Origin of the sequence: Mesorhizobium sp. M1396, from assembly GCF_040317725.1 — a bacterium.
Classification (GTDB): Bacteria; Pseudomonadota; Alphaproteobacteria; order Rhizobiales; family Rhizobiaceae; genus Mesorhizobium.
The window spans coordinates 18,912-43,257 of record NZ_JAMYLA010000052.1; the positions used below are offsets into that span (position 1 = coordinate 18,912).

Sequence of the window (24,346 nt, forward strand, 5' to 3'; positions counted from 1 at the left end):
GTCCGCTGCGCGGACCACTCCTCACCCCCCTCGAGGGGGAGATAACACTCCATCCACAAGGATCCCCCAATGACATCCCCCCATGCCGAACAACTCGGCAGGGCGCGGACGGCTGCCGAATTCGCTGCCGTCATCGCCTTGCTTGACACCGACCTCAACGACGCGGCCGCCCGCGGAGCCGAGCTAGCGCAAGCCGAGGACCGCGCGGTCTTCGGCGATGGCGACTTGGCCGCCGCGCGCGCGGCCCTCGACGACTGCAACGACCAAATCGCCCTTCTGGAAAAGACCATCGACGCCGCCGGCAAGCGCCGTGCGGAGGCCGCGCAGGGCGAAGCCCGTGCCGACATCGCCGCCCTTGGCGACGAGATCAAGGCCAAGGCAGCAAACCTCGGCGAGCGCTGGCGCGGCGTGCACCGGCTGGTCGAGCAGCTGCGCCAAGAACTGTTCGAGGCCGATGCGCTCGCCCGCACCATCGCCACCGCCAACGGCCTGTTCGATGCCGCCGGCGTCACCGAGCTGAAGATCAACCTGACCACCGCGCGCCGCGCCGCCATGGCCGGGCGGCGGGCCGCCCCACCCGCCAGCCTCAGCCGGCCGGCGCTGCAGGCCGACAGGCTTTTGCTTTCCTTCCTCAGTCCCGGCGGCGCGCTCGACCCGCGTCCGCCGCTCGGTGCGCCCGTCGCGAGCGTCAAAAGCAAATTCATTCCGGCAAGCACCCCGGCAAGCAAACCCCTGGGCGAACGAGGCCGACCATGTGCACACTAGCCCTTCTTGGACTGGCTGGGACCGCTCTGTCGGCCGGCGGCGCGCTGGTCGAAGGCCAGCAGTCGAAGCAGATGGCCGACCACCAGGCCAAGGCCTACGAGCAGCAGGCGCAGGCCGACGCGCAAAGTGCCGCCTTCGACCAGAGCCAGGAGCGCCACAAGCAGGATCTCTTGCTGGGCCAGGCGCGCGCGCAAGCCGGCGCTTCCGGCGTCGGCATATCAGGCTCGCCGACCGAAGTGCTGGCCGCCATTGCCAGGCAGGGCCAGCTCGATCTCGACGCGATCCAGTACGGCTCGAAACTGCGCCAGAACAATCTCAACACGCAAGCCGCCATCTCGCGCTTCTCCGGCAAGCAGGCGGTGACGGCGTCGATCTTCAACGCCGGCAACGCGCTCGTTGGCGGCCTTTCCAAGATCCAGGACCCGACGAAGGCGGCAGCCTCAAACACCGCCCGTGCCGTGCCGACGCGCTCCGTGATCTTCGGCAGATCGCCTTTCCGGGCCGCGTGGGCGGGGAGAAGCTGAATGGCGACCATCCCTCTCCACGTAGCCCAGCGCCGGCTCGATGCCGGCAACGCGGTGCAATATCCCCAGGGTTCGCCGATCGGCGGCGCCATGCAGGGCGGCATGGGCGATAAATTCTCAGCCGTCGCCGAATGCTACCAGCAGATGAAGGACCAGCAGGAGGCGTTCGACGCTGAACTGGCGCGCCGCCGGTTCAACGGCCGGATCGCACAGGCGGAAGACGAGGTGGCCGCGAATGCGCCGGCCGACGGTGCCGGCATGCACGATGCGATGTATGGCCAGATCGATCCGCGCACCGGCCGGGTGGTCACGACAGGCCTGTTCGACACGCTGTTCGACGATGCCCTGGCGAACATGCCCGAGAGCCAGCGCGCCAGTTTCGCCGGGCAAAAGGAGGCGATGCGCGCCGTGCGCGCGCGGCCCATGGCACAACGGCAACAGACGCGCCGCGACGGCTATGAGCTGGCCGAGTGTACCAAGGTCGACAACATCTCCACCAGTTCCATTGCACAAAGCGACCCGAACGACACCGCGAACTTCGAAGCGATCCGGCAGAGCGGGCTCGACCTGATCGCCAAGATCGGCAACCCGCTCGCCCGGCAAGCGGCGGAAGCCGCCTGGCGGAGCAACACGGCCAAGGCGCTGGTCCAGGCGATGATCGCCCAGGATCCGAAGCGTGCCGCCGAGATGCTGGGTACGGTGCAGGCTGGAAGCCGAACAAAGGACGATACCGCTGAGGCGGTTGGTGGCTCCGGTGCCTCGAGCACGTCGACATTCGATAGAAGCAGTTCGACGACGCTTGATGACAAGTCAGTTATTCCGCTCGACGCCATCACGCACTTGAAGCTCAGCGATGTCGCAGCACTAAGGGATCAGGCCAACACTGCGACCGCAGCGCAATTGGTCGGCGCTCGCGCCAAGGTGCAACTCGCGGAGCAAAACGCTCCGGCTGTCATCGCCGCCACGGGCAAGTATCCCGAAGAAGAGCCGACCGCACAGGATTTCGTCAATATCTATGGCACGGAAGACGGCCCGAAGCATTTTCAGACCTTCAACGTAACGGTTGGCATCGCTGGTTCGGTCTTTGACATGCGCAGCGCGCCAAACCGAGCGATACACGCTGAGCTTCGGGATCTCGAGCCCGCGCCCGGCGGTTCGCAGGAAGAGTGGGCGCGGTACGAAGCAAAGGCTGCCGGCGCACAATTCGTTCTGGGCGCTAGGCGGGCGGACCCTGCCGCCTATGTCAGCCAAATGTTCCCGGGCAGGGCTCCCGACTGGGACAAGATCACAACTCCCGAGGACTACAAGGCTGCCATTACCTGGGCCGTTGCGGCCCAGCAGGAGATGGGTTTCGACAAGATATTGCCGTTGCCGCGGTCTGCCGCGGAAAGCCTTGCCGCGAAATTCATCGACCCAAGCGTGCCGTGGCGGCAGCGCATGACTGATCTGAGCACGATTTTTCTAGCTGTCCGCGATCCACAATTGCGCCTTGAGATGGCGAGGCAATTGTTTCAGTCCGGCTTGCCTCGGCTGCGACAGAACGCGGCAACCGATCCGAAGCTGACACCAGCAGACATTCAGGCACGGGAAGATGCCTTGGCGACCGGGCTGTTGACTGTCGCATTGCATCCGGCTCGATCACAATACAATGCTGCGTCTTTCTGGCTGCAACCTCTCCAAGCCGCCGATGACGTGGCCCGGCTAATGGCCAAAGGGATCACCTTTGGTCACGCGGACAAAGCCGCAGCCGGCCTCAATTCGCTTTTCTCCGACAAAAGCTATGAGGAATTGCTCGCCGCCGAACGGACAGCGACGGAAGATGCCGAAGACCGGGCAGGGTCGGCAGCTCTGCCGGCGGAGCTCCTTGGCGGCGCTATCGCCGGACATGGTCTGGCGAGTTCGGGCATCACTCTCACAGGCAAGTTGGGCACAGCAGCCCTGGACGGCTTGACCGGTCTGGCCGCACGAACCGCCGTCGCCAGCGGCGAGGGTGCAATCTATGGCGCCGCATATGCGCACGGCTTGGATGAGGACATGCTGAGCGGTGCAGCCGCCGGGGCACTTTGGGGTGCCGGCGGAAATGTCCTTGCCGAAGGGATCAGTGCCATTGGCAGCCAAGTGATGGCAAGGCTCGCTGGCTCGTCTGAGGACACAATAGCATCCGAACTCGCGCAAAGCAGAGCGGCTAAAGAGGCAACCGAAGTACCTGGAGGTGACCCGAAGTCGGCAGAAGCCGAGGTTTTGGAACGCTCTGCCGTTGCAGAGAACCCGGTTGCAAAAATTACTGATGAAGATGATCTGAACCTCGTTCCGACCAAGCGCACCATGACGAGCAGAGCTCTTCGCAAAGAATGGGAGCTGCTGCACGGTAAACCTTGGCCCAAGGACCCGGCTACAGGTCGAAATATGGATGTTTCCCATGAGAAACCACTGGCCGATGGGGGGCTGGATCACGTATCAAATATTGGGCCTCGTACCAAGGAAGATCACATACGGCACCACAAAGAAGCGGGGGATTTTCGGCGCTGGGCTAAGAGACGATGGCGGCAGAATAAAATTAACAATGGAGAGATGATGTGACCGAAATTACCCCGGATCTCAGTAAGGTCAGCCGTTTTCCGCTTGCAGCAGACGATCCAGATGCGGATGATAATCTTGATGGCGCCCTTCTGGACGCTCGTAAATTCATTGGGTTTTACGATTGGGGAAAGAACATAAAAGCCGAATACCTTGGATTTTGTGCAGAGGGTATAGTATATATTTTTCTCTTTGAGGTTTCACCCGGGAGACCAGATGTGCCTCAATGGATATGGGTAATCGTGGGAGATGTTCCTCCAGCCTATATACCCGGCGATGACGCCGAGACCCCGTATGAGGCGCTGGATGGGTATATTGGCGCAATGGAAGACTGGGTTGAAGCTGCGCGGCAAGGGAAGTCGGTTGCGAAGCTGATCCCTGTTAATGTCCCTGCGAATCCCGCCAACGCCGAGATGCTGGCGAGCCGGCTCAAATTTCTCGATGAGAAGGTTCTGCCGCTGCTTCAAGAGTGACGTGTTGGCGCTTTTCGCCAGGCGCCTTCGGCTGAACCTGCGATGATCACGCGACTATTACCCGGAGATTACTGGCGAGAACGTTGCCCGCGAATGAAACAGTAAGCAGGTATCTTGTTTTCGATTTATATAGGCCTCATCTTGTTGTAGTCAGCTCCGAATTAAGAGACTGGGTATGTGTTTAAAAAAGAAATATAGTCATCACCGACAGGTGACCGGTGAGATTATTTTGAAGTTGAGCCCGATGTCGCTGGCGACCTGGACAAACGTACGGTCATGGACACCAGCGTCCATCCGCCGGTTGTGAGCAAGCTTGTTTGTCGGGTGGGAGGATGGCTTGGTGACGTACCGGTGACCACCTTCCCTTGTTTCCTCGTAACCGAAGAGGCCAAGCGCGGGTTGCTCGCGTCGGCATCTCCGGCGCCACATTCGCCAATGCGGAAGTAACCACATTCGAGGATTTTCAAGGCCTTCAGCCTGACGTTGAGCTCCCTTCATTCGTCTGGCCCAAGGCCGACGGCAGGGCAAGTCACGACGGATTCGGTGTCAACCAGAGCCTAAACCTCGTAATATCGGAGCGCGCCTTCGATGTGCTTGATGAACTGGGCTTACCCTCAGACAGCATCAGGCCATTGGGTGCCGACAACAAGTAGTGCTGCGAATTACGGTGACAGTGCACCTTTATCACGCCCGCGCATGTGACTGGAGTTAACCTCCCGACGCGTCCACGCCCCAAATCAGAGCCTTTTCACAGCCTCGCTTTCGCGGGGCTTTTTTCATGGAGCAAGCCTCATGGCCCGACCCGCAACCGCCGCCGTTCGCCTGCTGACCGGCGAGCGTGAACCCGTGCGCCTGGCAACGACGGCGAACCTGGAGACGATCGTCATCGACGGTGTTGCCTGGATCCAGGGCCTCAAGGTGATCGACGGAGTCCAGACCGCGACCGGCGACCGGGTGCTGGTCAAGGACCAGGCGGACGCCAGGCTGAACGGCATCTATACGGCGTCGGAGGGCTACTGGTACCGCGCCGCCGACGCGCGAGCGGGTCGCACCATGCAGAAGGGGACGACGGTGCATGTCCAGGAGGGCACGGTTTCGGCTGATTTCGTCTTTGCCTTCCAGACGCTGGACCCCGTCATTGGAACCAGCAGCATCGTCCTCAGCTTCTATCAGTCCGATGACATCGTCGGCGATATTCGGGACGCCACGCAGGGCATCATCGACCAGACCCAGGCGGCGGCCAATGTCGCGGCCGAGGCCATGACAACGGTGATCGATCCGCAATTCGCGACGCTTGCAGCGGCCCAAGCGTTTTCGCCGGTTATCGCCCCGACCTACATCCGCACCGCGTTCTACGACAGCCATCAGGTTGCGGGCAGTGGCGCCGTTTACCGCAGGAACGCCACCTCGGCCGGGGATCTGGTGATCACCTTGAGCGATGGCGTGACGCTGGCGGGGTATACGTTGGCAGACACGCCGCTTGCTTCACAGAAAGGCGCTCGTAAGAATAACTCCAATGACGATGCGCCGGCCGTGCAAGCGGCACACGACCTGGCGCTGGGCGGGGTCAGGTTGCCAGCCGGTTCCTACAAGATGGTGCCAGGTTCAGTCTCGCCTTTCACCTTCGGCAATTTCCCTACGGTGAACGTCTATCGTGCGGTCGCTCTAACTGCGGACAACGTCACTTTCAATGGCCATGAGGCGGTATTGCACGGTGTGAGCCGGGCCAGCGCTATCGCGGCGGATGTCCAGCCGGTCTTCTCGACCGACAAGAACATGATCGTCGGCGCCCGGAAGAACATTACGTTTGACAGTCTTACCTTCGACCCTGAAAATAATTCCGATGCAACGAACAGCAACCAACGCTTTGTCTATGCGGTCGGCGTCGACGGACTGAGGTTTCTGGATACTAAGAGCGGTTCCAGCGGCAACCGGCGTGGCTACTACGCCCACATCCAGAACAGCAAAAATGTGCAGGTTGACGGACATCGTCATCAGAAGGTGACGGGCGGCTTCAATGTTCGCTATGTCGATGGCTTCGTGATGACGAATTTCCTTTTCGAAGATTTCTCGGAAGCGATCGATCTCGACGGTGCCAGCCAACGTGTTGTCATCCGCAATGGAGTGTTCAAGTCGACCGCGCGCGTGAACCAGTGCATCGACGTCAACGATCAGGTCGATGCTTCGATCGGTGATTTTTCAGTCAACAACACTGGAAACATCGTCACAATAAACTACAAAACGACGACGCCCGATACGTTTGCGGAATATGTTGCAGGCACGATTGTCAGGAATTTCCAGGTTGGGAAGCGCATCCTTCTGTCAAACATCTCGGGTTCGGCGGTCGGCTCAGCGGCCACTCCGGCTTTTTACATCGGGTGGGATTGGTCGGCAGGGAATCATGCCGGTGCGGCCCCGGTGCAGGACATTACCCTGCAAAACATTGTGCTCGACGATCACGGCTACTTCGATATTCGCGAGGCGGTCAACCTGAAGCTCAAGGACATCACCTCCCGCCGGGCGCAATGCGGCTTCAACCATGCCGTGAACTGCATTTCGGCCGCGTCGAATGCCGATCAGATCGCCTGGTCTGATCTCGATGTCGATATCGACGGACTACGCATTGAGGCATCTGACAAAGGCGGCCTGAATATTTCGACACCTTCACAGGCAAAGGTTAGGCGGCTGATAACGCGGGGAAACAACACGCTTGGTGGTGCACTTACGGATCTAACAATCACAGGGCTTGCCACTCGTGCCGGACGCGCTTCCGTCGACGAGTGCGATATCGGCGGTAACGTGGTGTTGAACGGCGACAGCACCGCCATAGCGGCTTGGGCTGGTGACACGATCTACAAGCGCAACGCTATTGTGACCAACGGCGGGAATTTCTATCGCGCGACAGCCGAGGGGAAATCGGCCAGCAGTGGCGGGCCAACCGGAACGGCGCTTTCTGTCACAGATGACGGCTCGGCATCGATTGCGGTGTGGGCGGCGTCGACCGTTTACACTGTGGATGCATTGCGATCGAACGGTGACGCGTATTTCATCTGCGTGACGGCAGGCACTTCGGCGGTTGCAGGTGGTCCGGCTGGGACGGATCATAGGATCGCCGATGGCACTGTGGTTTGGCGGCCATTTGGTGGCGCGGTGAAGTGGGAATATCTGCTTTATCCATATTCCCTTAGATGGGGGAAAACCAATCACGTCAAGGGAGTGGTTACACTCCAAGGTGACGCGCAGAAGTACATATTCGGCGAAAGCATCGCCGCTCAGCTAGGCGATTATGCTGCAACCGGGTTGATAAACAAGGGCGTGTTCGTAGCGCGTCGCCGTGGCCGGGTTGTTCGGGCCAGCTACCAGGCGACTGCCGATGCTGCCGCCGATGCGGCCAATTATCGGAATCTGATCTTGCGACGCTTCCGGGCAGGTGCTTCGGCAAACGTGTCGACCATTGATACCAGCGCAACAGGGCTGACGGCGCTCGTCATGCGCGACGGCGCTGTTGCTGCCAACTCAGCCGGCGCTGACCTGGAGCCGGGCGACGTCATATTCGTCAACTCAAATTCAGTCGGCGCAGGCAGAACTCTGATAGGGCTTTGCGTGACAGTTGAGTTCATTGAGTTTTGACGCCCGCAATCGGGACCGCCGGTCGGCAAGCACCGAAGGTGCTTTCAACGTTGATCCACGGGCGGCGTGCTTGGCGATCACCACGAGGACCATGTTTGGCGGGCCCACGTAGCGCTGGCCGGCAACTTAATTTGGAGGGCGTCGGCATCTTGCGTTTCACATGACAATAATGAAGGTGTTTATTGCACGTGTCGCCAAGAATCGAAAAGGCGTTTCGAATGCGGCCCATTCGCCAATTCTGGTTCCCAAAGTTGCTCTTTCTTGCCCCGGTGCTCTTCTTCGCGGTTTCTCGAACCGACTATGCGAATTATGCCTCGTATGCCTTGGAAGGTGATATCGTCGCCTACTCGAGAGATTTCGCCTATGCGACAAGAGCAACGTTCCTAGTCTATATGACGGCTGTGGCGCATGAACCTGTGTTCATCGCCATGCATTGGCTATACGCCAACCTAGGGTTTTCGATTTCTGACAGCATGCTAGCCAACAGCATGGTCATGGTCTCAGTCTACTATCTTTACTCGGTCAGACAAAGCGATAGCGTAGTCCTTGGTGCGATATCGGCTGTCGGCCTGATCATGCTGCCATGGTTCGAGCAACTGGGCCAAAACACGTTGCGTCAAGGGTTTTCGCTTATCTTCATTCTCGCGTTCTTCCTCGCGATTAATGACGGCAAGAAATACCGAGCCATCCTCTTTGCCGCCTTGGCGATCGGCAGCCACTATAGCGCTGCTCTATTCGTTGCGATCTATGTCTTGGCAGATTTTGTTCCACGTTCAGGAAAATTGATCGTTGGCGCAGTTACCTTGATTTTCGCGGGTTACATTACAGATTTTGTTCCTGATATTTCGAATGTAATAATTACTCCGATTTTGGCGCAGGCTGGCCTATACACTCAGTACTCCTCCGACATGTTTATGAGCTATCGAATAGGGTTCAAGGCGCTGTTTTTTGCCTATTCGTTAGTCCAATGCATCGCCAGTGTCTTATTGATTAAGAGGGCGGCAAAGAAGTCTGATGAGCGCTTGGGAAAGTATTGTGTCCTCATGACTGTTATATACATGTTGGCGAGCGGACTACCTTACTACAACCGAGTCGCCATGATGCCGATGCTTTTGCTGCCGGTGGTGCTCGTGACGCTGTATGCCCGTATAACCGCGCCGCGCCGGTTTTTTCGGCAGACCGATCCGCGTAGTGAAACTCACTCGTCCAGTCGTTGGCAAGGCGCCTAACTCATATCCACGGCTTGCTCAGTTCTCGCGCTGCCCTTCGGTCTAGCCTAATCACCGCTTGAGCATCGCTCTGCGCATCGATTGAGGTGCTGTGGGCTGCTTTCTCGTGTCGCATCTCTTCGACCGTGAAATCCTCTATCGGCCCCGCAGAACATATTCAATCTTCAAGGAACCATCACCATGGACCAACCCGCGCCGGCTCTTGCGACCGTTCTCAAATCGGACGGCGGCCGGGCAGTGACGAGGGCTTGCGTGCAGCACCTGCTCTGTTGTGCTCGATGCGTGCGGATCGTCATTGCCAGCCAAGAAAGTACCAGGCGACCCGTCCACGCAGCTGAGGCATAAAGGGTCACCGAAATTGGCAGCACGAGGAGCGAGCCAAAAGAACCCGTCCAGCGAAGGTCGCATTTGAGACTGCGTAAACTGCCAAATGAGCCCGGATACCGATCCGATCGCAACGGCAGCCGAAATCATTCCAAGCGATGAAACAGGCTACGGAAAGCCCGTCCTTCAGCCTTGAGTAGATGGCTGAGGCCGTGGCGCATAGCGCGAGAACAACAAGCACGAAAGATATTGCTGCGATGCGCCTCACTACGAGCCCGGCAGGTTGCGTCCGGCCGCTGCGATTTTGCAGGCGTCGGTGATCGCACCTTCGACGTTGTCCGTCATCTTGCCCCTCTCCTCAGGATTTGCGTCCTGACCAGAACACCACGGCCATGTCCACCAGTATGGCTGCGGCAATCAACGCCATGATCCTCCGGTCCATCCTTGGCCGGGACATGTCGTGAGCAAATCGAACCATCGTGTCCACCCTCCCAGCCTGGCAAAAACCGATCCGAAAGGAACCATCTCCATGGACCGCAACTTCGCGCGGGCGCTTGCGCTCGTCCTCAAATCGGAAGGCGGTTGGTCGGACAATCCGGCCGATCCCGGCGGCGCCACCATGAAGGGTGTCACGCTCGCGAACTTCCGACGCTACGTGAAGGCCGACGCGACAAAGGCGGACCTCCGCAGCATCGGCGACGCGCAGCTTGCCACGATCTACCGCCGCTTCTACTGGGACGCCGCGCTCGGCGCCGAACTGCCTGACGGCGTCGACTTTGCCGTGTTCGATTTCGCGGTGAACAGCGGGCCTGGCCGGGCGGCGAAATATTTGCAGGCGGCCGTGGGCGTTGCCCAGGACGGCCGGATCGGACCGGCGACCCTCGCGGCAGTCGAGGCAAAGCCGGCCGGCGTCATCATCGATGCGCTTTGCGATGCGCGGCTGGCGTTTCTCAAACGGCTGCCGACATGGGCAACATTCGGGCGCGGCTGGTCCGATCGCATCAAGTCGGTGCGAGCTCAAGCCCTGCTGATGTCGGCGCAACGTCCCGCGGCACCGGTGGCCGCATCCGCGCCTGTTCCGTCATTGCAGCCACCCAGGGTCGAAACGTCCGCTAATGGGGCGCCGACGGATCAGCCCGGGCCGCCTTCACGGCCATCCGGCGGCAAGACGGCGGCCGCGACCGGCATTCTCGTCCTCATGGCCGGAGCGCTCGCGGCCTTCTGGCACCACGTCACCGGTTTTTTCGGGAGCATCTTTTGATGGCATGGTTCAACACCAACGCGCTGCACAATCTCCTCAACACGCTGATCGCCATTATTTGCGGTGGCGCCCTGGTCGGCTTCGACTGGACGATGTTCGGCGTCACCGATCGCACCGCGCTTCAGATCAGCGGCGCTATCGCCCTTGCCAAGATCGTCATCAACGCCGTGCGTGACGGTCCGCGCGGTATGGTCGCGCCGCCGGCCAAGGAGACATGAGATGGGAACGCTCGCACTGTTTGGCCAGGTCTGGCCATATCTCCTTGCAATAGGTGCCGCGCTCGCCGGTCTCTGGACTGCCTACGCCAAGGGCAAAGCCAGCCAGAAGGCCAGGCAGGATGCCGCCGACGCCGCGGCCCGCACCGAAGCCCAGAAGATCGACGACGCCGTCGCCGGCCGGACGCTGGACGACAACCGGGGGAGGCTGGGCAGATGGTCAAAATCATAGCGCTCTCGCTCACGCTGGCCGGCTGCACCACATCAGGCGGGTCGTTCTGCGCGGCCGGGCATCCCATCCGGCCGACACAGGCAGAGGTGGCGATCCTTTCCGCTGCGTCGGTGGCGGCGATCCTGGCTCACAACGAAAAGGGCCGGAAGCTCTGTGGATGGAGGCCGTGATGAACGATCTTTTCGACCTGCTTGGCATCAAGGGGCCGGTCGTCGCGGCGGGCCTTGCCGGCGGCGTTCTGCGGGCGCTGTCGCGGCATCGCTACAAGCTGCGCGAAATGGTGGCCTCGCCGATCTGCGGCGCGCTTGCCGCGGCCTATCTGACGCTGCCGGCGGTCTCCTATGCCAGGATCACCGGCCTGCCGATGCCCGATCCCGCCGACGACACCACCACGCTGGCCGCCGCCTTCCTGATCGGCGTCTGCGCCATGTGGATCTCGGACGTCCTGTTCGAGTTTGTGGTGCGGAGATTCAGGCCGGCGCCAGAGGAATAGCTGCTGGCTCCGGCTGCACTTTTTGCCCGCCTCGGCTCACGCCGGGCGGGCTACTTTGCGTTTCGGGCGGCCTCCAGCGCCGGGGCCAGCCAGCGCGGCCCAAATGAGAGGTTGTTGATGACCAGAAGCTGCAGGCAGATGATGACGAGAACGGCCGCGCGCCATCCAGAAGTCGAGCGCACGGTAATGGATGACTGCATGGTGGTGGCGCATTGGGATCTGGATTTTTCAGGCTGGGTCAGACGTGCGGCGCTGTCGTGCCGGGAGAGAGGGGCGTCGATACTCCTGCTCGATCTTGATGCTGCAACGGCACAAAGCTATACTTTTTCGTAAGCTTCGATGTTCGGGCTGTTCGTCAAACCGGACTATGTGATTTAAGCGCCGCATGGCGGGGATAGATGGATCCATGGACAACTGGGTGCCGGCGGGATTGCCTGCCGCCGGCGTCGATTCTCCATCGCTTTTGTCGAGTCTAATCCGTCATCCCTTGTATTTGCTGGCGATTTTGTGCCTGATGCAGATATTGTGCTGGACGGTGATGCCCGCACTTGTCAACGTCTCACCGCCCAACGATGTTGTCGAAGGCTTCATGTGGGGCCGCGAATGGGTGCTGTTGACCTACAAGCATCCACAGCTTCCCGCATGGCTGCTCGAGACCAGCCATCTTCTGACCGGATCGTTCCGCTGGCCGCAATATTTCGTGGCCCAGCTGATGATCTCGGCGACTTTCGTCCTGGTCTATCTGCTGGCCCGTGACCTGATAGGGCAGAAGCGCGCGCTGGCTGCCGTGCTTTTGATGCCGTCTCTCTATTTCTTCGGCTGGCCGACCCCGCAGTTCAACCATGACTACGCGCAGATGCCCTTCTGGGCCGCTATCTGCTGGCTGTTGTGGCGTGCAGGGCGTGGTAGTGGGCCGGGCTGGTGGCTTGCGCTCGGACTCGTATCGGGCCTCGGGCTCTACGCCAAGTTTTCCACCGCCCTGCTGTTGCTGTTCGGCGCGATCTGGCTGTTGTCCGACCCGCGGGCACGCAGTCGGCTCGCCACGCCTTGGCCATGGCTTGGCCTTGTGGTTTTCGTCGCTGTCGCCGCGCCGCTGGCCGTCGAACTCACCCGCGCCGATTTCCTGCCGCTGACCTATGCCGCCTGGCGCGATCAGTGGGTGCTGGCCCATCGTTCCCGCTTTTACTATATCGGCGTCCAGATGGCCGGGCTCTGCGGCTTTGTTCTGGTGCTCGCGATATCAGGGCTGCTGCGGCGTTCGGCGGCGCCGCAAGAGCCCGTTGGGCGTGGTATCCTCGTCTATCTCTTGTGGATGGGGCTTGGTCCGGCGCTCCTCGTCATGGTGGCGTCCCTGTTCACCGGTGCAGGCGAGGCCTGGGGCGCGCCGATGTACAATCTTGCTGGCGTTGTGGCGCTTGCCTTGCTGGGCCACCGCCTCGGCACCGTCGAGATGCAAAAGCTGGCGATCTGCGCGTTCGCCTGCATTATCGGCATATCTGGTGCTTATGCGGGAATCCGCTGGACGAAATGCAATTTGCGTGGACGCATGGACGCCGTCTGCTGGCCGGCGCGGCAGATATCGGATGAGGCCGAGGCCGTCTGGCACGCGGCCGCGCCCGGTCGGCTCGACATCGTCGGCGGCCATACACTTATCGCGTTGCTGGCGGGCCTCAATGCCTATGACAAGCCGTCGATCTTCACCGACCTGAACATGCGGTACGCCCCCTGGATCACCAAGGAGCGGCTGCGCGACCACGGCATGCTGCTGGTCTGGCCTGGGCGCGACGTGCCACCCTATCTGCAGGCGTGGCTGGGTAGCGTCCCGGTCAAAACCGTTCTTTTCGACTGGTCGCTCAGAGCGGCGCCTGTGGCGGTCAGCTTTGCCGCCATACCGCCCGGCGCGCCGCAATTGCCGAATGCGATCGACAGCCTCGCCCGAACGAGCAACTGAAGCAGGTCGGCGGTCCGCTGGACGAAGCAAAAGACAATGCCCATTTATGGGAGATCCAACTTGCTTTTGCGCAATTCCAGACGGAAAATCGCTACACGCTTTGCCCGGAATTGCTTTTGAGGAGACGTGATATGGCGACTTCGACCGAACGCGCAGTCCTTGCCGGCGGCTGTTTCTGGGGCATGCAGGATTTGATACGGCGCTATCCCGGCGTCATCTCCACGCGTGTCGGCTACAGCGGCGGCGACGTGCCCAACGCCACCTACCGCAACCATGGCACCCACGCCGAAGCCATCGAGATCAATTTCGATCCGGCCATCATCAGCTATCGCACACTGCTGGAGCGCTTTTTCCAGATCCATGATCCGACGACCCGCAACCGGCAGGGCAACGATGTCGGGCTGAGTTACCGCTCGGCGATCTATTACACCAGCGACGAACAGAAGCGCGTCGCCGAGGACACTATCGCCGATGTCGATGCCTCGGGTCTGTGGCCGGGCAAGGTCGTCACCGAAGTGACGCCGGTCGGTCCCTTCTGGGAAGCCGAGCCTGAGCATCAGGACTATCTGGAGAAATATCCCAACGGCTACACCTGCCACTTCGTCAGGCCGGGCTGGAAGCTGCCGGTTCGCGAAAAGGCTGTTTTGTAGACTTCACAACCGGCGACTCGGCCATGCATTGCCGCTCGACGAGGTCGTCGAGCGACTTCATTGCACGCCAAACCCTTTCGGTCAGTGCGCCTTGTCGCCTCGGTGCAGTCGTCGAGCGCCGAATACAAAGACTGGCGCCATCTTAATACGCCACGTGGCAATCAAGCGCGGCTAGGAACAGGCCGCGGGTTTTTCATGCCTGCTGCGTTGGGTAGAGCGTCAGGATGTTGACGTTGACCCTTGGCGGTTGCGACACCGCGTAGAGCATGGCGGCGGCGATGTCCTCGCTCTCCAACTGCTCCATGTCGCCCAACCTTTGCTCGACCGCCAAGCGTACGTCATCGCGCATGTTGGCGGTGAATTCGGTCCTGACCGCGCCTGGCTCGATCACGGTGACGCGAATGCCATCCTTGCCGATTTCGCGGCGCAGCGATTCCGCCATGGCGCTGGCCGCGTGCTTGGTGCCGGAATAGACGACTGAAGGATGGATGTAGCGGCCGGTGCCCGACGAGACGATGATGATATGGCCTGATCCCTGCCGTTTCATCGCCGGAAGCGCTGCGTTGATCGTATAGAGCAAACCCAGAATGTTGATATCGACCATTGCCCGGTATTCACTCGTGGTGGTGTTCTGGAAAGGGGCGGCGACGCCGACGCCGGCGACATTGAACAGCATATCCAATCGGCCGTAGCTCTCCAGCACGCGACCGACCATGGCGGTTGCTTGCGCCTCGTCGGTGATGTCGGCCTCGATGGCCAGCACCTCGCCGCCGGCATCACGGATGCGCTTGGCCAAATCATCGAGCCGTTGCCGACGTCGCGCCGCGATCACGACGACCGCGCCTTGCGCCGCCAGAGCAAATGCTGTTGCCGCGCCAATGCCCGAGGAGGCGCCAGTCACCAGGGAGATTTTTCCATTGAGTTTCCGCATGTTGGTTGCTCCTGCTCAAAGAGAAGTTCAGATGCGCTCGATGCCGATGATCGGCATCATTCGAGATATGTCCTCAACCTAGGCAACAGACACCCTGCGGAAAATGCGATAGAATTCGATCATACTCATTGGAGAATCCGAGATAATGCGGGGTAGCGACTATGCGGAGCTGAAGGCCTTTGCCACTGTCGTCGCGCATGGCAGTTTTGCTCGCGCCGCGGAAGATCTCCGGATTTCCGCATCGACGCTCAGCCAGACGATCCGCCAGCTCGAAGCGCGGCTTGGCTTGCGCCTGCTCAACCGCACAACCCGCAGCCTCTCGCTGACCGAAGCCGGCGCGCGCCTACACGCGCGCTTCGCGCCGGCCATGGCCGAGATGGAGGCGGCGGTCGGCGATGCCATAGCCTTGCGTGGCATGCCAGCCGGCATCTTGCGCGTCCATATGCCCAGTGTTGCCGCCACCACCTATCTGGAGCCGGTGCTCGGCCGTTTTCACCAGGCTTGGCCCGACATCGTGCTCGATGTGACGATCGACGATGCCGCCATTGATAGTGTCGAGGCCGGCTTTGATGTCAGCGCCAGACTTGGTGAATTTCTTGAAGCCGACATGGTCGCCGTAACGCTCGGCGGCACCCAGCGCCAACTCGCCGTGGCCTCGCCGGAGTACGTCGCCCGTCACGGATCGCCGTCGGCACCCGCGGATTTGCACCAACACCGCTGCATCAACTGGCGCCGGCCGGGCAGTGCCGGTCCCTACAGATGGGAATTCGCCAGGGATGGCCAATGGTTTTCGGTCGCGGTCAACGGTCCGCTGATCGTCTCTAGCCGCGACATGGCGATTGCCGCCGCGGTGCAGGGCGTCGGCATCGCCTTCTGGGCGGAAGAGCTGGTACGTCCGCTGATCGATGCCGGCAAACTGGTGTCGCTGCTGGATGAGTGGTGTGCGACCTTTCCCGGCTGGTTCCTCTGCTATCAGAAGCAGCGCCATACGCCGCCGGCCGTGCGCGCCTTCGTCGATTTTCTGCGTCATGCACATGCCGGACGCCAAACGCTGCCGGGTGGCTGACGCGCGCGCCGCTTGAACAGGTCGATAATGCCAGCTTGGCCTTGTTTAGGAGTGCCCGGTTCCGCTGACGCCCAAAGAAGCAGCGGAGCATGGGCTCGCGGCTTCTTTGGTGGCCAGCAATGGCCTACTTACCGCAATGGTTGTCATTGACCGTCGGCGCAGAGGTGCCCGGCGACGTGTGGGTAGCGTCAGGCTGCGCGCCCTGCGGGCCGGCCGGGCAATTTCGATCTGCGTTCGAATTCATGTCGCCGGGCACGCCGGTCGTGCTGTTGGTTATGCCGGGGTCGACAGTACCCGGGCTGACCGTATTCGGCGAAGCCGGGGTGTTCGGCTCCACAGTCACCGACTTCCCGCTGCCGCTGCCATCGCCATTTGCGTTGTTGCTACCGGCGCTTTGCGCCATGGCTGACATGGCCAGACCGACGGTAAGAGCCGAAGCTGCGATGATTTTCATGAACATGGTTTGTCTCCATTTCTGTGAACTCGTCGCTTGTTTCTACGAAGGTGATCGCATTGCGACTGTGGGGACAACAGGTCGCGGCAGCGAAGGTTCCCGACAAAATTCAGCTCCAGCAGCATCGGCAGCTTCGACCCAAGAACCAGGCCTGGCGCAATGCTTTTTGGCGCAGCGCGCTGAAAAAATGGCTTTCACTTCAGTTTGATTGGTGCATTAACCCGCGCATCCACGGGGGTGCTCCGTACGGTCGGGGCTGAGACGGGGCGGCAAGCCCGCAGACCCTAAAAGCTGATCTGGGTAATACCAGCGGAGCGAGGCGGGCGATGTTTTCAGGCGCACAGATTTCCCTATATCCCATGGTCGACGATTTCGTCGGCGACATCCTTGGCGCGCTGGGCGGGCTGTGCGCGACCTCTTCGTGGCGGCGGCGCGCAGCGGCGAACTCGCGTGCTGTCGGCTACCATTTCGCGCGGCTGTCCGGGCGAGCCGGATGATCCGATCTGCCGCTCCGATGCGCTTGGCGGACCTGTCGGGCCACTCGGCCCACGTAGGGATGCGGCATCGCGGCGGTGCGCGGCGCCGGCGGCAGCGCAGTTCTCGCTCTACGTGATGGGCGCCGACGACAATATGGACGAGATCTACGGCTGCATCGATTTTCTCAAGCAGTCGGGCGTCTATGAGCGCTCCAGCATTTCTGCACGAAATTGCGCGGAGGCAACGCGGCGCGGCTATCAGTTCGCTGTTGATCCCGAGGAGGCGGGCAGCCCTATTGGTCGCCGCCAACAAGGACACGCTGACCAATCCGGCACTGATCGAGGCTTCACTGAAGATGCTGGTCGACGGCCATTATCTGCGCAGCCAAAGCGGCGCCATCGGGACGATGGATCCGGCCAAGATGGACGCGATCGGCGGCTATCTCTTCGCGTCGACCTTCGAGGAAATGGCTGGCCAATCAAAGAAGCTCACGAAGTGCGGCAGCTCTACGTCGGACACACAGATCAGCAGATCCGACTAATTCCGGACGATCTCATAGAGCAGAGTGGTTTTGATGTGTCGCCCGGATTCACCCTGCAGCGACAGGGCGGCTGCGTAGAGTTTTGCCACGGCCGGGCAGAGACCTTCGAAGTCCCGGCTGACATTGGCAATGGCAGTCATCTCGGCGGGAGTGCCGCCAGCATTGATGAAAGCGTCGGCCAGCAGCGACCAGTCTCCGTCGCTAGCAGCGGCGGCCGGCAGACCGCCATCCTTCGCTGCACCGAAGGCATGAAACAGGGTGGCGCCGACCTTGTCCATGTCGATCAGGAAATCCTGGTCCGGCGCGCTGAGCGCGTCCGGCCCTTCACGTAGGTAGTTGTTGCAGATGGCGGCGGTTTCCCGCGCCATGACATGGTTGAGCATATCCGATTGCGCACGCAGCGCATCGGCGGCTTTACCGTCCGGAGCCGAGGACAGCAGGGATGCGTATCTTCGCCTGAGATCGGCGACAGCCATCCTGCTCGCGTTTCGCACCTGTTCGACATTTCCAAGTCTGGCCACGGCCGTGATCTTTTCCACGACGGTGTCGTAGTCGTCTGGAAACTCCTGCTCGATTGCCTTGAAAATCTGGCTTCCCTGGCTCTGAATTTGTTGGCTTACCAGAGCTTTGGTCAGCGTTTGTGGATCTGGCGAACCCGCAACCGTCTGATAAAGATATTTACCGCCGGCAAAGCCGAGCGCCCAGGGCAATGCTTTTACCGCAACAAAGGACAAAGCGGCGACCGCCGCCACGCCTAAGGCTTTCCAACGCGACATCGACGGCCCTCCTGAACCTTGTCTCTATTTCGTCTCGAGGCTGCGCGCTTTCTTGCGGTCGGCCTCGGCTCGCTTGGGTTGCCCTTGGCGTCCCACGCTCTGCTCCGCACTTTGTAGGCGGCGGCGAAATCCGGTTTGAGCTTTATCGTCTGGCTCAAATCGGCGATGGCCCCGTCATAATCCGCCTTGCTGATCCGAATGACGCCCCGGCCCAAATAGGCAAAGGGGTTCTTGCGATCGAGGCTGAGGGCCTTTTCGAAATCACGCAACGCAGCGACGTCCTCATGCCTGCCCATCAAGATGAGGCCCCGATCGGCATAGACCCTTGCGTCCTTGGTATTGAGACTGATGGCCTTTCCGTAGTCAGCAAGCGCCCCGTCGTAATCTCTTTGGAAACCGCGGTTCTGACCACGGTCGTAGTAGGTATCGGCAAATTTCGGATTGAGCGTGATTGCCTGACTGTAATCGGCGATGGCATGAGCGTAGTCGCTCTTGGCCTCCCAGACCATCGCTCGGGCCAGATAGGCATCATGGAACGCCGGAGAGAGTGCAATCGCCTTGCCGTACATGGCTATGGCGCCGTCATAGTCGTCCTTTCCATACAGCGCTCGACCCTTGTTGAAGGTTTGCGCGGCGAGTGAAGTCCAACTCGGCCTGGTCGCTCGCTCGCCAGCCAGGCCAACGGCCTTGCCTGGCATCTTCGATGCGTTCGCTTCGTCTCTTGCAACCATCGCCGACTTGCGGCCCTTGCGGGCGGGAGCCATCTTTGGATTGAGCTTCAGCGCCTGGTCGAAGTCGGCAATCGCCGGGTCGTAGTCGCCCTTGGTGAACCAGACGGTGCCACGCGCAAAATAGGCCGGCGCATATTGCGGGTTGAGTTCGATCACGCGGCTGTATTCGGCGATGGCGCGATCGTATTTGCCTTTGTCGTAGAAGGCGTCGCCGCGATCCATGAAGACCTTGTGGTTCTTCGGATCCGAGCCGACGGCATCCGGCGCGGCACCGCCTTTCTTTAACGCAGCCACCGCCGCCTTGCGGACAACCGCGTAGTCCGCATTGTCCGGATCGAGCCTGATCGCCTGGCCGAAGTCGGCGATGGCCTCGTCATAGTCCTTCCTGTCGGCCCGCGCCATGCCGCGCCCATAGTAGCTGGCGTCGTCCTTCGGATCGATCTCGATGGCTACCGAATAGGCAGCGATCGCGCGCGCCGGGTCGCCCTTGGCGTGCAAGGCCATGCCTTTGCAGAAGTAAGCGTCGCGCACCTTTGGATCGAGTGTTGAAGCCCGGTCGCAGTCGGCAAGAGCGCCATCGGTATCGCCTGAGGTGACCTTGGCGAGGCCGCGGCGAGCATGCGCCGACGCCATATTGGGGGCGAGGTGGATGACATTGTCGAAGTCGGCGATCGCCTGCTCGTAATCGCGCTTGGCGGCCCAGGCCTTGCCGCGGCCGAAATAGGCAAACCGGTTGTTCGGATCGAGCGCGATCGCCTTGCCATATGCGCCAATCGCCTGGTCGTATTTGCCCATGTCCAGGAAGGCATCGCCGCCCAGGATCGCTTCCAGCGCGCGCCGGTCTGTAGACTCCAGGGCCTTTGCTGCCAGCGTGTCTTCCGTGGCCGCCATGTCGGGAACGGCGGCTTGGGCCTTTGGCGCATCCGCAATTGCGGGCGGCTTGCCTTCGACGTTCGCATCATGTTCGCGACAGCTTCCCGTCCTATGCGGGTCGAGGTCGATGGCGTGCCGGCAATCCGCCGCCGCTCCGGCCAGATCTCCCTTCAGTGTCTTGGCGCGACCGCGGCTGAAATAGGCATCGGCATTGTTCGGATCGAGGCCGATGGCACTGTCGAAATCGAGAATGGCGCCCTCGATGCCATACTTAGACAGCCGCACCATGCCGCGCTCGATCAGGATTTTGGCGGCGCCGGGAGCTCCGATCTTTTCCGTTGCAGCGGGTTCGACTGGCTGGACCCTGTCGTCTGCGACCTGTTCGTTGCAGGTACCTGTCCGCTTCGGATCGAGCTTGATTGCCTGTCTACAGTCGGCAGCAGCATCCACATAGTCTCCTACAGACGCCTTGGCCAAGGCGCGATCGTAATAGGCTTCGGCATTGTGGGGATCGAGCCCGACTACAAAGCTGAACGAGTCTATCGCTCCTCCGACATAGCCTTGAATCTGCTGGTCCAACCCCCGCTGCAGATTCCAGGCGATAGCTGCTGAATTGTCCTGCCGTGGAGCGGCCATCGGTGCTTCCGCAGACGGAGCTTCACCGCCTGTCACCTGCTCGTTGCAGGCGCCGGACCTTTTTGGGTCGAGTTCCATGGCTTTTCGGCAGTCGGTGGCCGCGCGGTCACGATCGCCTTTGCGGGTCAACGCGAGCGCGCGGCCGAAATAGGCGGCGGCGTCCTTCGCGTTGACGTCAATCACCTTGTCGAAATCAGCTATGGCGCGATCATTGTCGCCTGTATTCGTCCAGGCGACGGCTCTGTTGTAGTAGCCGTCCGCGCTGTCGGGGGCGAGCTCAATCGCCCGATTGGCATCGGCAAGTGCGCGCGGCCAGTCGCTCTTGCCAATCCAGGCAGCGCTTCGATTGGCATAGGCGTCGACGCTTTCCGGATCGAGGCTGACGGCATGGTCGAAATCAGCTATCGCAAGGTCGTAATGGCCCTTGGAAGCGTGGGCGATGCCTCTGTTGACATACACTGTGACGTCTTGTGGATCGAGGCGGATCGCCTCGTCATATTCGGCGATAGCCCTGTCGTGGTCGCCCTTGCGTTGCCATGTGGCGCCGAGACTGTTGCGCGCATTGTGGTTTTGCGGATCGACAGTGAGCGCCTGCTCGAAGTCGATAATGGCCGCGTCGGTCTTGCCTTTGCGAAAGAAGGCCAGGCCACGGCTGTAGTAGGCATCGCCGGAGCCGGACTCGAGGCTGATGGTGACATTGAAATCAGCGATAGCGCGGTCGTTTTCCCCCTTGTTGTACCAGGCAGCCCCGCGGTTGAAGTAGGCTGAGGCCTCTCTAGCATCGAGCATGATCGCCTCGCTGTAGTCGGCGATCGACCGGTCGTAATCATGCTTGTCGTCCCAGGCGAGGTCGCGATGGAAATAGGCGATGACACGGTTCCGCGACGGTTCGGTCTTGTCGTCGGCAATCGGTGCGCAGGCGGCGATGAGCTGGTCGGCACCGATCTCGCGGTCGCTGAAGCATACGGCGTAGTCCTTGCCGGCGGCGTGTGCGGACGTGTTCTGGACAAGGAGGACGCTTACCAACGACCAGCGCACCCATGGAAGGGCTTTTTTCGTCAGCGCGGATAATCCGCTTACGGCGGCAGCCAGCCCCACACCTTTCCAACGCGCCATTTCGCTGGTCCCCCCGAACGCCTTTGTCCGCTTAAGCGGTGTTCTGCACATTGTTCTTTATTTGTTCCAAAAATGCAAGCAGAAATTGCAGAGCGGGATGGATCGAACCTGCGTGCTGCCATGGTGATTGCCGAACTTCTTGCGAGCGGCAAAGGCGTTCCGCGCTGCATCCCCGGTGGCGTCATATCCCGTTTAATGCCGATCTGATCTTGTTGATTAACCGCCCGGCAATGGTTGCATGCAAAGGTTGCCCTGATGGATCATTGGGGTGCTTGCCTTGCTCATATCAAAAAGCGAAACCCTTTCGCACATCAATGACCACAGGATATTGTCCGCGGTCCGAAAGCACGAAATCCTGGTCGATTTGCGGGAAGGTTTCTTTCGGATCTGCGCGCTGGCTTTCGCGGGGATGTTCGTCTACCGCGGCGTGTATCACCTCATGCTCGATCCAACCCGCCTCAATGTTGCGCTGGTGGCGATTTCCGAGGTCCTGACTTTTACCTGGCTGCTTCTGTCGCGGCGACCGCAGGTTCGCGACTGGAACCCGCTCACGGTGGTTGTCTCCGTGATCGCCAGCTTCGGTGTCGGCTTCATCGACCTGGAGCCTGGGGCAGCCATCATCCCGGTCTATGCCGCCGCGCCGCTGCAAGCCTTGGCGTTGGGGTTCGTGATCTGGGGAAAGATATCGCTGGGGCGTTCGTTTGCCATTCTGCCGGGCAATCGCGGTGTGATGACCGGCGGTGCCTACCGTCTGGTGAGGCACCCGATCTATGCCGGCTACCTCATCGGTCATGTCCTGTTCCTGCTATCGGCCTTTTCCATCTACAATCTTGCCGTCTACGCCGTGATCACCTTCTTCCAGGTGCATCGCATCTTGCGCGAAGAGGCGCTGCTGGCCGCCGCGCCGGAGTACCGGGACTACATGAAGCGCGTCCACTACAGGCTGTTTTACGGGATCGTCTGACACCAGGGACGCCGTTCGGCCTGCATTCACGCCGGCAGCTTTTTCACGTGGCCGGCCCGCCGGCCTGCAAATTGACCGTCGGCGGCCTCCGGCGGACGAAAAGCCCGCAGCCCTGGCGGGCTTTCCGTGTGTGCGGTGCTGATTGTTCCTGGGCAATCCAACCTCGACCTTGGGCGGAACGCAAAGGCGTTCAAACCGTTCATCTCTGGGCAATATCGCCAAAGCTTGACGCCGGAACCGGCACGCCAAGCGCAGAGAGGAGCGAGATCCATGGGCCTCGGGACCATACTTATCGTCATTCTTATCCTGGCGCTGCTTGGCGGCTTCAGCGGCCTCGGCGGCGGTCCGTTTTACGGAACTGGCTACTATGGCGGCGGCGGGCTGGGGCTTGTGCTGTTGATTGTCATCCTCCTTGTCGTCCTCGGGCGCATTTAGCCGGTGATCGCAATCCCGTGACCGCACCGGGGGGCCCGCGCACCGCATTGTGATGCGGCATTCGACAAAACCCTCGTATGGTGATCGCGGTCCACACCCCCTGTGGAAAGAAGAGGAGAGGGTTCCACCCCTTGTCCTCCTCCAAGGCCCGCCCGGTTTCACCGCGGCGGGCTTTTGCCTGATGGTGACTGGGCTTGGGTCCCACCGTTGCGCTTGGTCCCGAACCAATAGATTACTCCATGTCAGGTACGTCGCCGCTGACGAAGAGGGTGTTCGGCGGGCCGTATTCGCCCAGTGTCGGGTCGGCCTCGCGGCTCCAGGCGATGACACCGGCATGCTTTCCAGCCAATGCCCTGGCGGTGCGTATGGCGCGATCCTCGCTCTGCTGGTCGGCGGGTCCAAAGGATGGAAATAATTCGCCATCCTCGCCGCGATCGAACGCAACCACGACGATCAGCCTGGGATTTTTCTGGCCACTGGAATCGGACATCTTGCACCTTTCCTCCGGAACCTATCACAATACAGGGAATTGGGTCGGCACGTTCGATTCCGGGAGGTGGGGTAGTGCAAGACCAGCGTTTCGATGAGCCGGTCAGGATTGCGCTCGGCCGATCGCGAAACTCGATCTTCAATGTGGAGCGGGTCGCTCAGGCTGCCGACATCCTGATGAACCGCTGGCCGGTTGCGACGGGGCAAAGGCATATGGTTGCCCGCAAAGTCTGCCTGGCCGTACTCGAGGGAAAGAAAGAAGCCTCGGCGGCACGGGCGGCATTCATCAACGCCGCGATCGAGGCGGATATCCTCGTTGAGCCTCGTGAAGTGTCGATGCCGTAGCGCGTGCGGCCAAAATTGAATCAAGACTCGCCTTTATCATCTTGATTGATCGCGATCTTTTCAGCGATCGGTGGTCGGCTTTTCCAGACCCATATTTGGCCGGCCTGTCGGTGCGCCCTGCTGGCATTCCGAAATTTTCTGCCCCGTTTGGCTTGCCTCAGGCATCCGTTGACAGGTCATCCGTGTCT

The 24,346-nt window shown here is 60.8% G+C and carries 24 protein-coding genes, 1 pseudogene and 1 riboswitch; of the genes and pseudogenes, 19 read left to right on the plus strand and 6 right to left on the minus strand.

Features of this window, described 5'->3' with window-relative positions; genetic code table 11:
* Positions 1-69 precede the first annotated feature (69 nt).
* The 11 genes from NKH02_RS27150 (at position 70) to NKH02_RS27200 (ending at position 11,723) form a co-directional block, all read left to right on the plus strand.
* A complete protein-coding gene (locus tag NKH02_RS27150) occupies positions 70-765 on the plus strand; it encodes a hypothetical protein (protein WP_352882783.1) in 696 nt (231 codons plus the stop codon).
* Positions 753-1,289: a virion core protein, T7 gp14 family gene (locus NKH02_RS27155; protein ID WP_352882784.1), complete on the plus strand. Its 537-nt coding sequence runs from the start codon at positions 753-755 to the stop codon at positions 1,287-1,289. The genes NKH02_RS27150 and NKH02_RS27155 overlap by 13 nt, the downstream gene beginning before the upstream one ends.
* Positions 1,290-3,869 (plus strand): HNH endonuclease signature motif containing protein, encoded by a 2,580-nt coding sequence (locus tag NKH02_RS27160; RefSeq protein WP_352882785.1) that lies wholly within the window; start codon positions 1,290-1,292, stop codon positions 3,867-3,869.
* The gene (locus tag NKH02_RS27165) at positions 3,866-4,339 is read left to right on the plus strand and encodes a hypothetical protein (RefSeq protein WP_352882787.1); all 474 of its coding nucleotides are present in this window, start codon (positions 3,866-3,868) and stop codon (positions 4,337-4,339) included. The genes NKH02_RS27160 and NKH02_RS27165 overlap by 4 nt, the downstream gene beginning before the upstream one ends.
* Positions 4,340-5,131: 792 nt before the next feature.
* On the plus strand, positions 5,132-7,969 hold the full coding sequence (locus NKH02_RS27170) for a hypothetical protein (protein WP_352882788.1): 2,838 nt from the start codon (positions 5,132-5,134) through the stop codon (positions 7,967-7,969).
* Between the two features lie 218 nt (positions 7,970-8,187).
* Positions 8,188-9,198, plus strand: a complete 1,011-nt coding sequence (locus NKH02_RS27175) for an EpsG family protein (protein ID WP_352882790.1) — start codon at positions 8,188-8,190, stop codon at positions 9,196-9,198.
* Positions 9,199-10,051: 853 nt separating this feature from the next.
* Positions 10,052-10,783, plus strand: coding sequence for a glycoside hydrolase family 108 protein (locus tag NKH02_RS27180; RefSeq protein WP_352882791.1), 732 nt, complete (start codon positions 10,052-10,054; stop codon positions 10,781-10,783).
* On the plus strand, positions 10,783-11,001 hold the full coding sequence (locus tag NKH02_RS27185; RefSeq protein WP_352882792.1) for a hypothetical protein: 219 nt from the start codon (positions 10,783-10,785) through the stop codon (positions 10,999-11,001). Before NKH02_RS27180 ends, NKH02_RS27185 begins: the two co-directional genes overlap by 1 nt.
* Position 11,002: 1 nt before the next feature.
* On the plus strand, positions 11,003-11,230 hold the full coding sequence (locus NKH02_RS27190) for a hypothetical protein (RefSeq protein ID WP_352882793.1): 228 nt from the start codon (positions 11,003-11,005) through the stop codon (positions 11,228-11,230).
* A complete protein-coding gene (locus NKH02_RS27195) occupies positions 11,215-11,400 on the plus strand; it encodes a hypothetical protein (protein WP_352882794.1) in 186 nt (61 codons plus the stop codon). The genes NKH02_RS27190 and NKH02_RS27195 overlap by 16 nt, the downstream gene beginning before the upstream one ends.
* Positions 11,400-11,723 carry a hypothetical protein gene (locus NKH02_RS27200; RefSeq protein WP_352882795.1) on the plus strand — a complete coding sequence of 108 codons (324 nt, stop codon included), beginning with the start codon at positions 11,400-11,402 and terminating at the stop codon, positions 11,721-11,723. Before NKH02_RS27195 ends, NKH02_RS27200 begins: the two co-directional genes overlap by 1 nt.
* 50 nt (positions 11,724-11,773) lie before the next feature.
* Here NKH02_RS27200 and NKH02_RS27205 read toward each other — a convergent pair whose 3' ends face one another.
* Entirely contained in the window at positions 11,774-11,923 is a 150-nt protein-coding gene (locus tag NKH02_RS27205) for a hypothetical protein (protein WP_352882812.1), read from the minus strand.
* Positions 11,924-12,129: 206 nt separating this feature from the next.
* Here NKH02_RS27205 and NKH02_RS27210 point away from each other — a divergent pair, with 206 nt between their 5' ends.
* Complete coding sequence (locus NKH02_RS27210; protein WP_352882796.1) at positions 12,130-13,674, plus strand: glycosyltransferase family 39 protein; 1,545 nt, start codon at positions 12,130-12,132, stop codon at positions 13,672-13,674.
* A 131-nt stretch (positions 13,675-13,805) separates the two neighbouring features.
* Positions 13,806-14,324: a peptide-methionine (S)-S-oxide reductase MsrA gene (gene msrA, locus NKH02_RS27215; RefSeq protein ID WP_352882798.1), complete on the plus strand. Its 519-nt coding sequence runs from the start codon at positions 13,806-13,808 to the stop codon at positions 14,322-14,324.
* A 193-nt stretch (positions 14,325-14,517) separates the two neighbouring features.
* Here the strand turns inward: msrA and NKH02_RS27220 are convergent, their stop codons facing one another.
* On the minus strand, positions 14,518-15,255 hold the full coding sequence (locus tag NKH02_RS27220; protein ID WP_352882799.1) for an SDR family oxidoreductase: 738 nt from the start codon (positions 15,253-15,255) through the stop codon (positions 14,518-14,520).
* Positions 15,256-15,400: 145 nt separating this feature from the next.
* On the opposite strand from NKH02_RS27220, the gene NKH02_RS27225 reads away from it, so the two are divergent.
* On the plus strand, positions 15,401-16,321 hold the full coding sequence (locus NKH02_RS27225) for a LysR family transcriptional regulator (protein ID WP_352882800.1): 921 nt from the start codon (positions 15,401-15,403) through the stop codon (positions 16,319-16,321).
* A gap of 124 nt (positions 16,322-16,445) precedes the next feature.
* Here the strand turns inward: NKH02_RS27225 and NKH02_RS27230 are convergent, their stop codons facing one another.
* Positions 16,446-16,781 (minus strand): hypothetical protein, encoded by a 336-nt coding sequence (locus NKH02_RS27230; protein ID WP_352882801.1) that lies wholly within the window; start codon positions 16,779-16,781, stop codon positions 16,446-16,448.
* A 217-nt stretch (positions 16,782-16,998) separates the two neighbouring features.
* Positions 16,999-17,111, plus strand: a riboswitch (TPP riboswitch).
* Here NKH02_RS27230 and NKH02_RS27235 point away from each other — a divergent pair.
* A pseudogene (locus NKH02_RS27235) lies at positions 17,102-17,503 on the plus strand (YkoF family thiamine/hydroxymethylpyrimidine-binding protein); the annotation flags it as partial. Its footprint overlaps the riboswitch before it by 10 nt.
* A 44-nt stretch (positions 17,504-17,547) precedes the next feature.
* Positions 17,548-17,793, plus strand: coding sequence for a hypothetical protein (locus NKH02_RS27240; RefSeq protein ID WP_352882814.1), 246 nt, complete (start codon positions 17,548-17,550; stop codon positions 17,791-17,793).
* Here NKH02_RS27240 and NKH02_RS27245 read toward each other — a convergent pair.
* Both NKH02_RS27245 and NKH02_RS27250 read right to left on the minus strand, forming a co-directional pair.
* A complete protein-coding gene (locus NKH02_RS27245) occupies positions 17,790-18,569 on the minus strand; it encodes a hypothetical protein (protein ID WP_352882802.1) in 780 nt (259 codons plus the stop codon). The genes NKH02_RS27240 and NKH02_RS27245 overlap by 4 nt on opposite strands.
* The gene (locus NKH02_RS27250; RefSeq protein ID WP_352882803.1) at positions 18,548-21,925 is read right to left on the minus strand and encodes a tetratricopeptide repeat protein; all 3,378 of its coding nucleotides are present in this window, start codon (positions 21,923-21,925) and stop codon (positions 18,548-18,550) included. Before NKH02_RS27250 ends, NKH02_RS27245 begins: the two co-directional genes overlap by 22 nt.
* A 328-nt stretch (positions 21,926-22,253) precedes the next feature.
* Here NKH02_RS27250 and NKH02_RS27255 point away from each other — a divergent pair, with 328 nt between their 5' ends.
* Both NKH02_RS27255 and NKH02_RS27260 read left to right on the plus strand, forming a co-directional pair.
* Positions 22,254-22,889 carry a methyltransferase family protein gene (locus tag NKH02_RS27255; RefSeq protein WP_502913556.1) on the plus strand — a complete coding sequence of 212 codons (636 nt, stop codon included), beginning with the start codon at positions 22,254-22,256 and terminating at the stop codon, positions 22,887-22,889.
* A gap of 270 nt (positions 22,890-23,159) precedes the next feature.
* On the plus strand, positions 23,160-23,324 hold the full coding sequence (locus tag NKH02_RS27260; protein ID WP_352873469.1) for a DUF3309 family protein: 165 nt from the start codon (positions 23,160-23,162) through the stop codon (positions 23,322-23,324).
* A 232-nt stretch (positions 23,325-23,556) separates the two neighbouring features.
* On the opposite strand, the gene NKH02_RS27265 is transcribed toward NKH02_RS27260, so the two are convergent.
* A complete protein-coding gene (locus NKH02_RS27265) occupies positions 23,557-23,814 on the minus strand; it encodes a hypothetical protein (RefSeq protein ID WP_352882806.1) in 258 nt (85 codons plus the stop codon).
* Between the two features lie 74 nt (positions 23,815-23,888).
* On the opposite strand from NKH02_RS27265, the gene NKH02_RS27270 reads away from it, so the two are divergent.
* Entirely contained in the window at positions 23,889-24,158 is a 270-nt protein-coding gene (locus tag NKH02_RS27270; RefSeq protein ID WP_352873467.1) for a DUF982 domain-containing protein, read from the plus strand.
* Positions 24,159-24,346 lie beyond the last annotated feature (188 nt).

What these genes read in the sequence shown, in the direction of transcription:
- NKH02_RS27185 (WP_352882792.1), top strand. Translation starts at nt 10,783, where the DNA reads ATGGCATGGTTCAACACCAACGCGCTGCACAATCTCCTCAACACGCTG.
- NKH02_RS27230 (WP_352882801.1), bottom strand. Translation starts at nt 16,781, where the DNA reads ATGTTCATGAAAATCATCGCAGCTTCGGCTCTTACCGTCGGTCTGGCC.
- NKH02_RS27170 (WP_352882788.1), top strand. Translation starts at nt 5,132, where the DNA reads ATGGCCCGACCCGCAACCGCCGCCGTTCGCCTGCTGACCGGCGAGCGT.
- NKH02_RS27180 (WP_352882791.1), top strand. Translation starts at nt 10,052, where the DNA reads ATGGACCGCAACTTCGCGCGGGCGCTTGCGCTCGTCCTCAAATCGGAA.
- NKH02_RS27195 (WP_352882794.1), top strand. Translation starts at nt 11,215, where the DNA reads ATGGTCAAAATCATAGCGCTCTCGCTCACGCTGGCCGGCTGCACCACA.
- NKH02_RS27210 (WP_352882796.1), top strand. Translation starts at nt 12,130, where the DNA reads ATGGACAACTGGGTGCCGGCGGGATTGCCTGCCGCCGGCGTCGATTCT.
- NKH02_RS27220 (WP_352882799.1), bottom strand. Translation starts at nt 15,255, where the DNA reads ATGCGGAAACTCAATGGAAAAATCTCCCTGGTGACTGGCGCCTCCTCG.
- NKH02_RS27200 (WP_352882795.1), top strand. Translation starts at nt 11,400, where the DNA reads ATGAACGATCTTTTCGACCTGCTTGGCATCAAGGGGCCGGTCGTCGCG.
- NKH02_RS27155 (WP_352882784.1), top strand. Translation starts at nt 753, where the DNA reads ATGTGCACACTAGCCCTTCTTGGACTGGCTGGGACCGCTCTGTCGGCC.
- NKH02_RS27245 (WP_352882802.1), bottom strand. Translation starts at nt 18,569, where the DNA reads ATGTCGCGTTGGAAAGCCTTAGGCGTGGCGGCGGTCGCCGCTTTGTCC.
- NKH02_RS27225 (WP_352882800.1), top strand. Translation starts at nt 15,401, where the DNA reads ATGCGGGGTAGCGACTATGCGGAGCTGAAGGCCTTTGCCACTGTCGTC.
- NKH02_RS27160 (WP_352882785.1), top strand. Translation starts at nt 1,290, where the DNA reads ATGGCGACCATCCCTCTCCACGTAGCCCAGCGCCGGCTCGATGCCGGC.
- NKH02_RS27175 (WP_352882790.1), top strand. Translation starts at nt 8,188, where the DNA reads ATGCGGCCCATTCGCCAATTCTGGTTCCCAAAGTTGCTCTTTCTTGCC.
- NKH02_RS27190 (WP_352882793.1), top strand. Translation starts at nt 11,003, where the DNA reads ATGGGAACGCTCGCACTGTTTGGCCAGGTCTGGCCATATCTCCTTGCA.
- NKH02_RS27260 (WP_352873469.1), top strand. Translation starts at nt 23,160, where the DNA reads ATGGGCCTCGGGACCATACTTATCGTCATTCTTATCCTGGCGCTGCTT.
- NKH02_RS27205 (WP_352882812.1), bottom strand. Translation starts at nt 11,923, where the DNA reads ATGCAGTCATCCATTACCGTGCGCTCGACTTCTGGATGGCGCGCGGCC.
- msrA (WP_352882798.1), top strand. Translation starts at nt 13,806, where the DNA reads ATGGCGACTTCGACCGAACGCGCAGTCCTTGCCGGCGGCTGTTTCTGG.
- NKH02_RS27250 (WP_352882803.1), bottom strand. Translation starts at nt 21,925, where the DNA reads ATGGCGCGTTGGAAAGGTGTGGGGCTGGCTGCCGCCGTAAGCGGATTA.
- NKH02_RS27265 (WP_352882806.1), bottom strand. Translation starts at nt 23,814, where the DNA reads ATGTCCGATTCCAGTGGCCAGAAAAATCCCAGGCTGATCGTCGTGGTT.
- NKH02_RS27150 (WP_352882783.1), top strand. Translation starts at nt 70, where the DNA reads ATGACATCCCCCCATGCCGAACAACTCGGCAGGGCGCGGACGGCTGCC.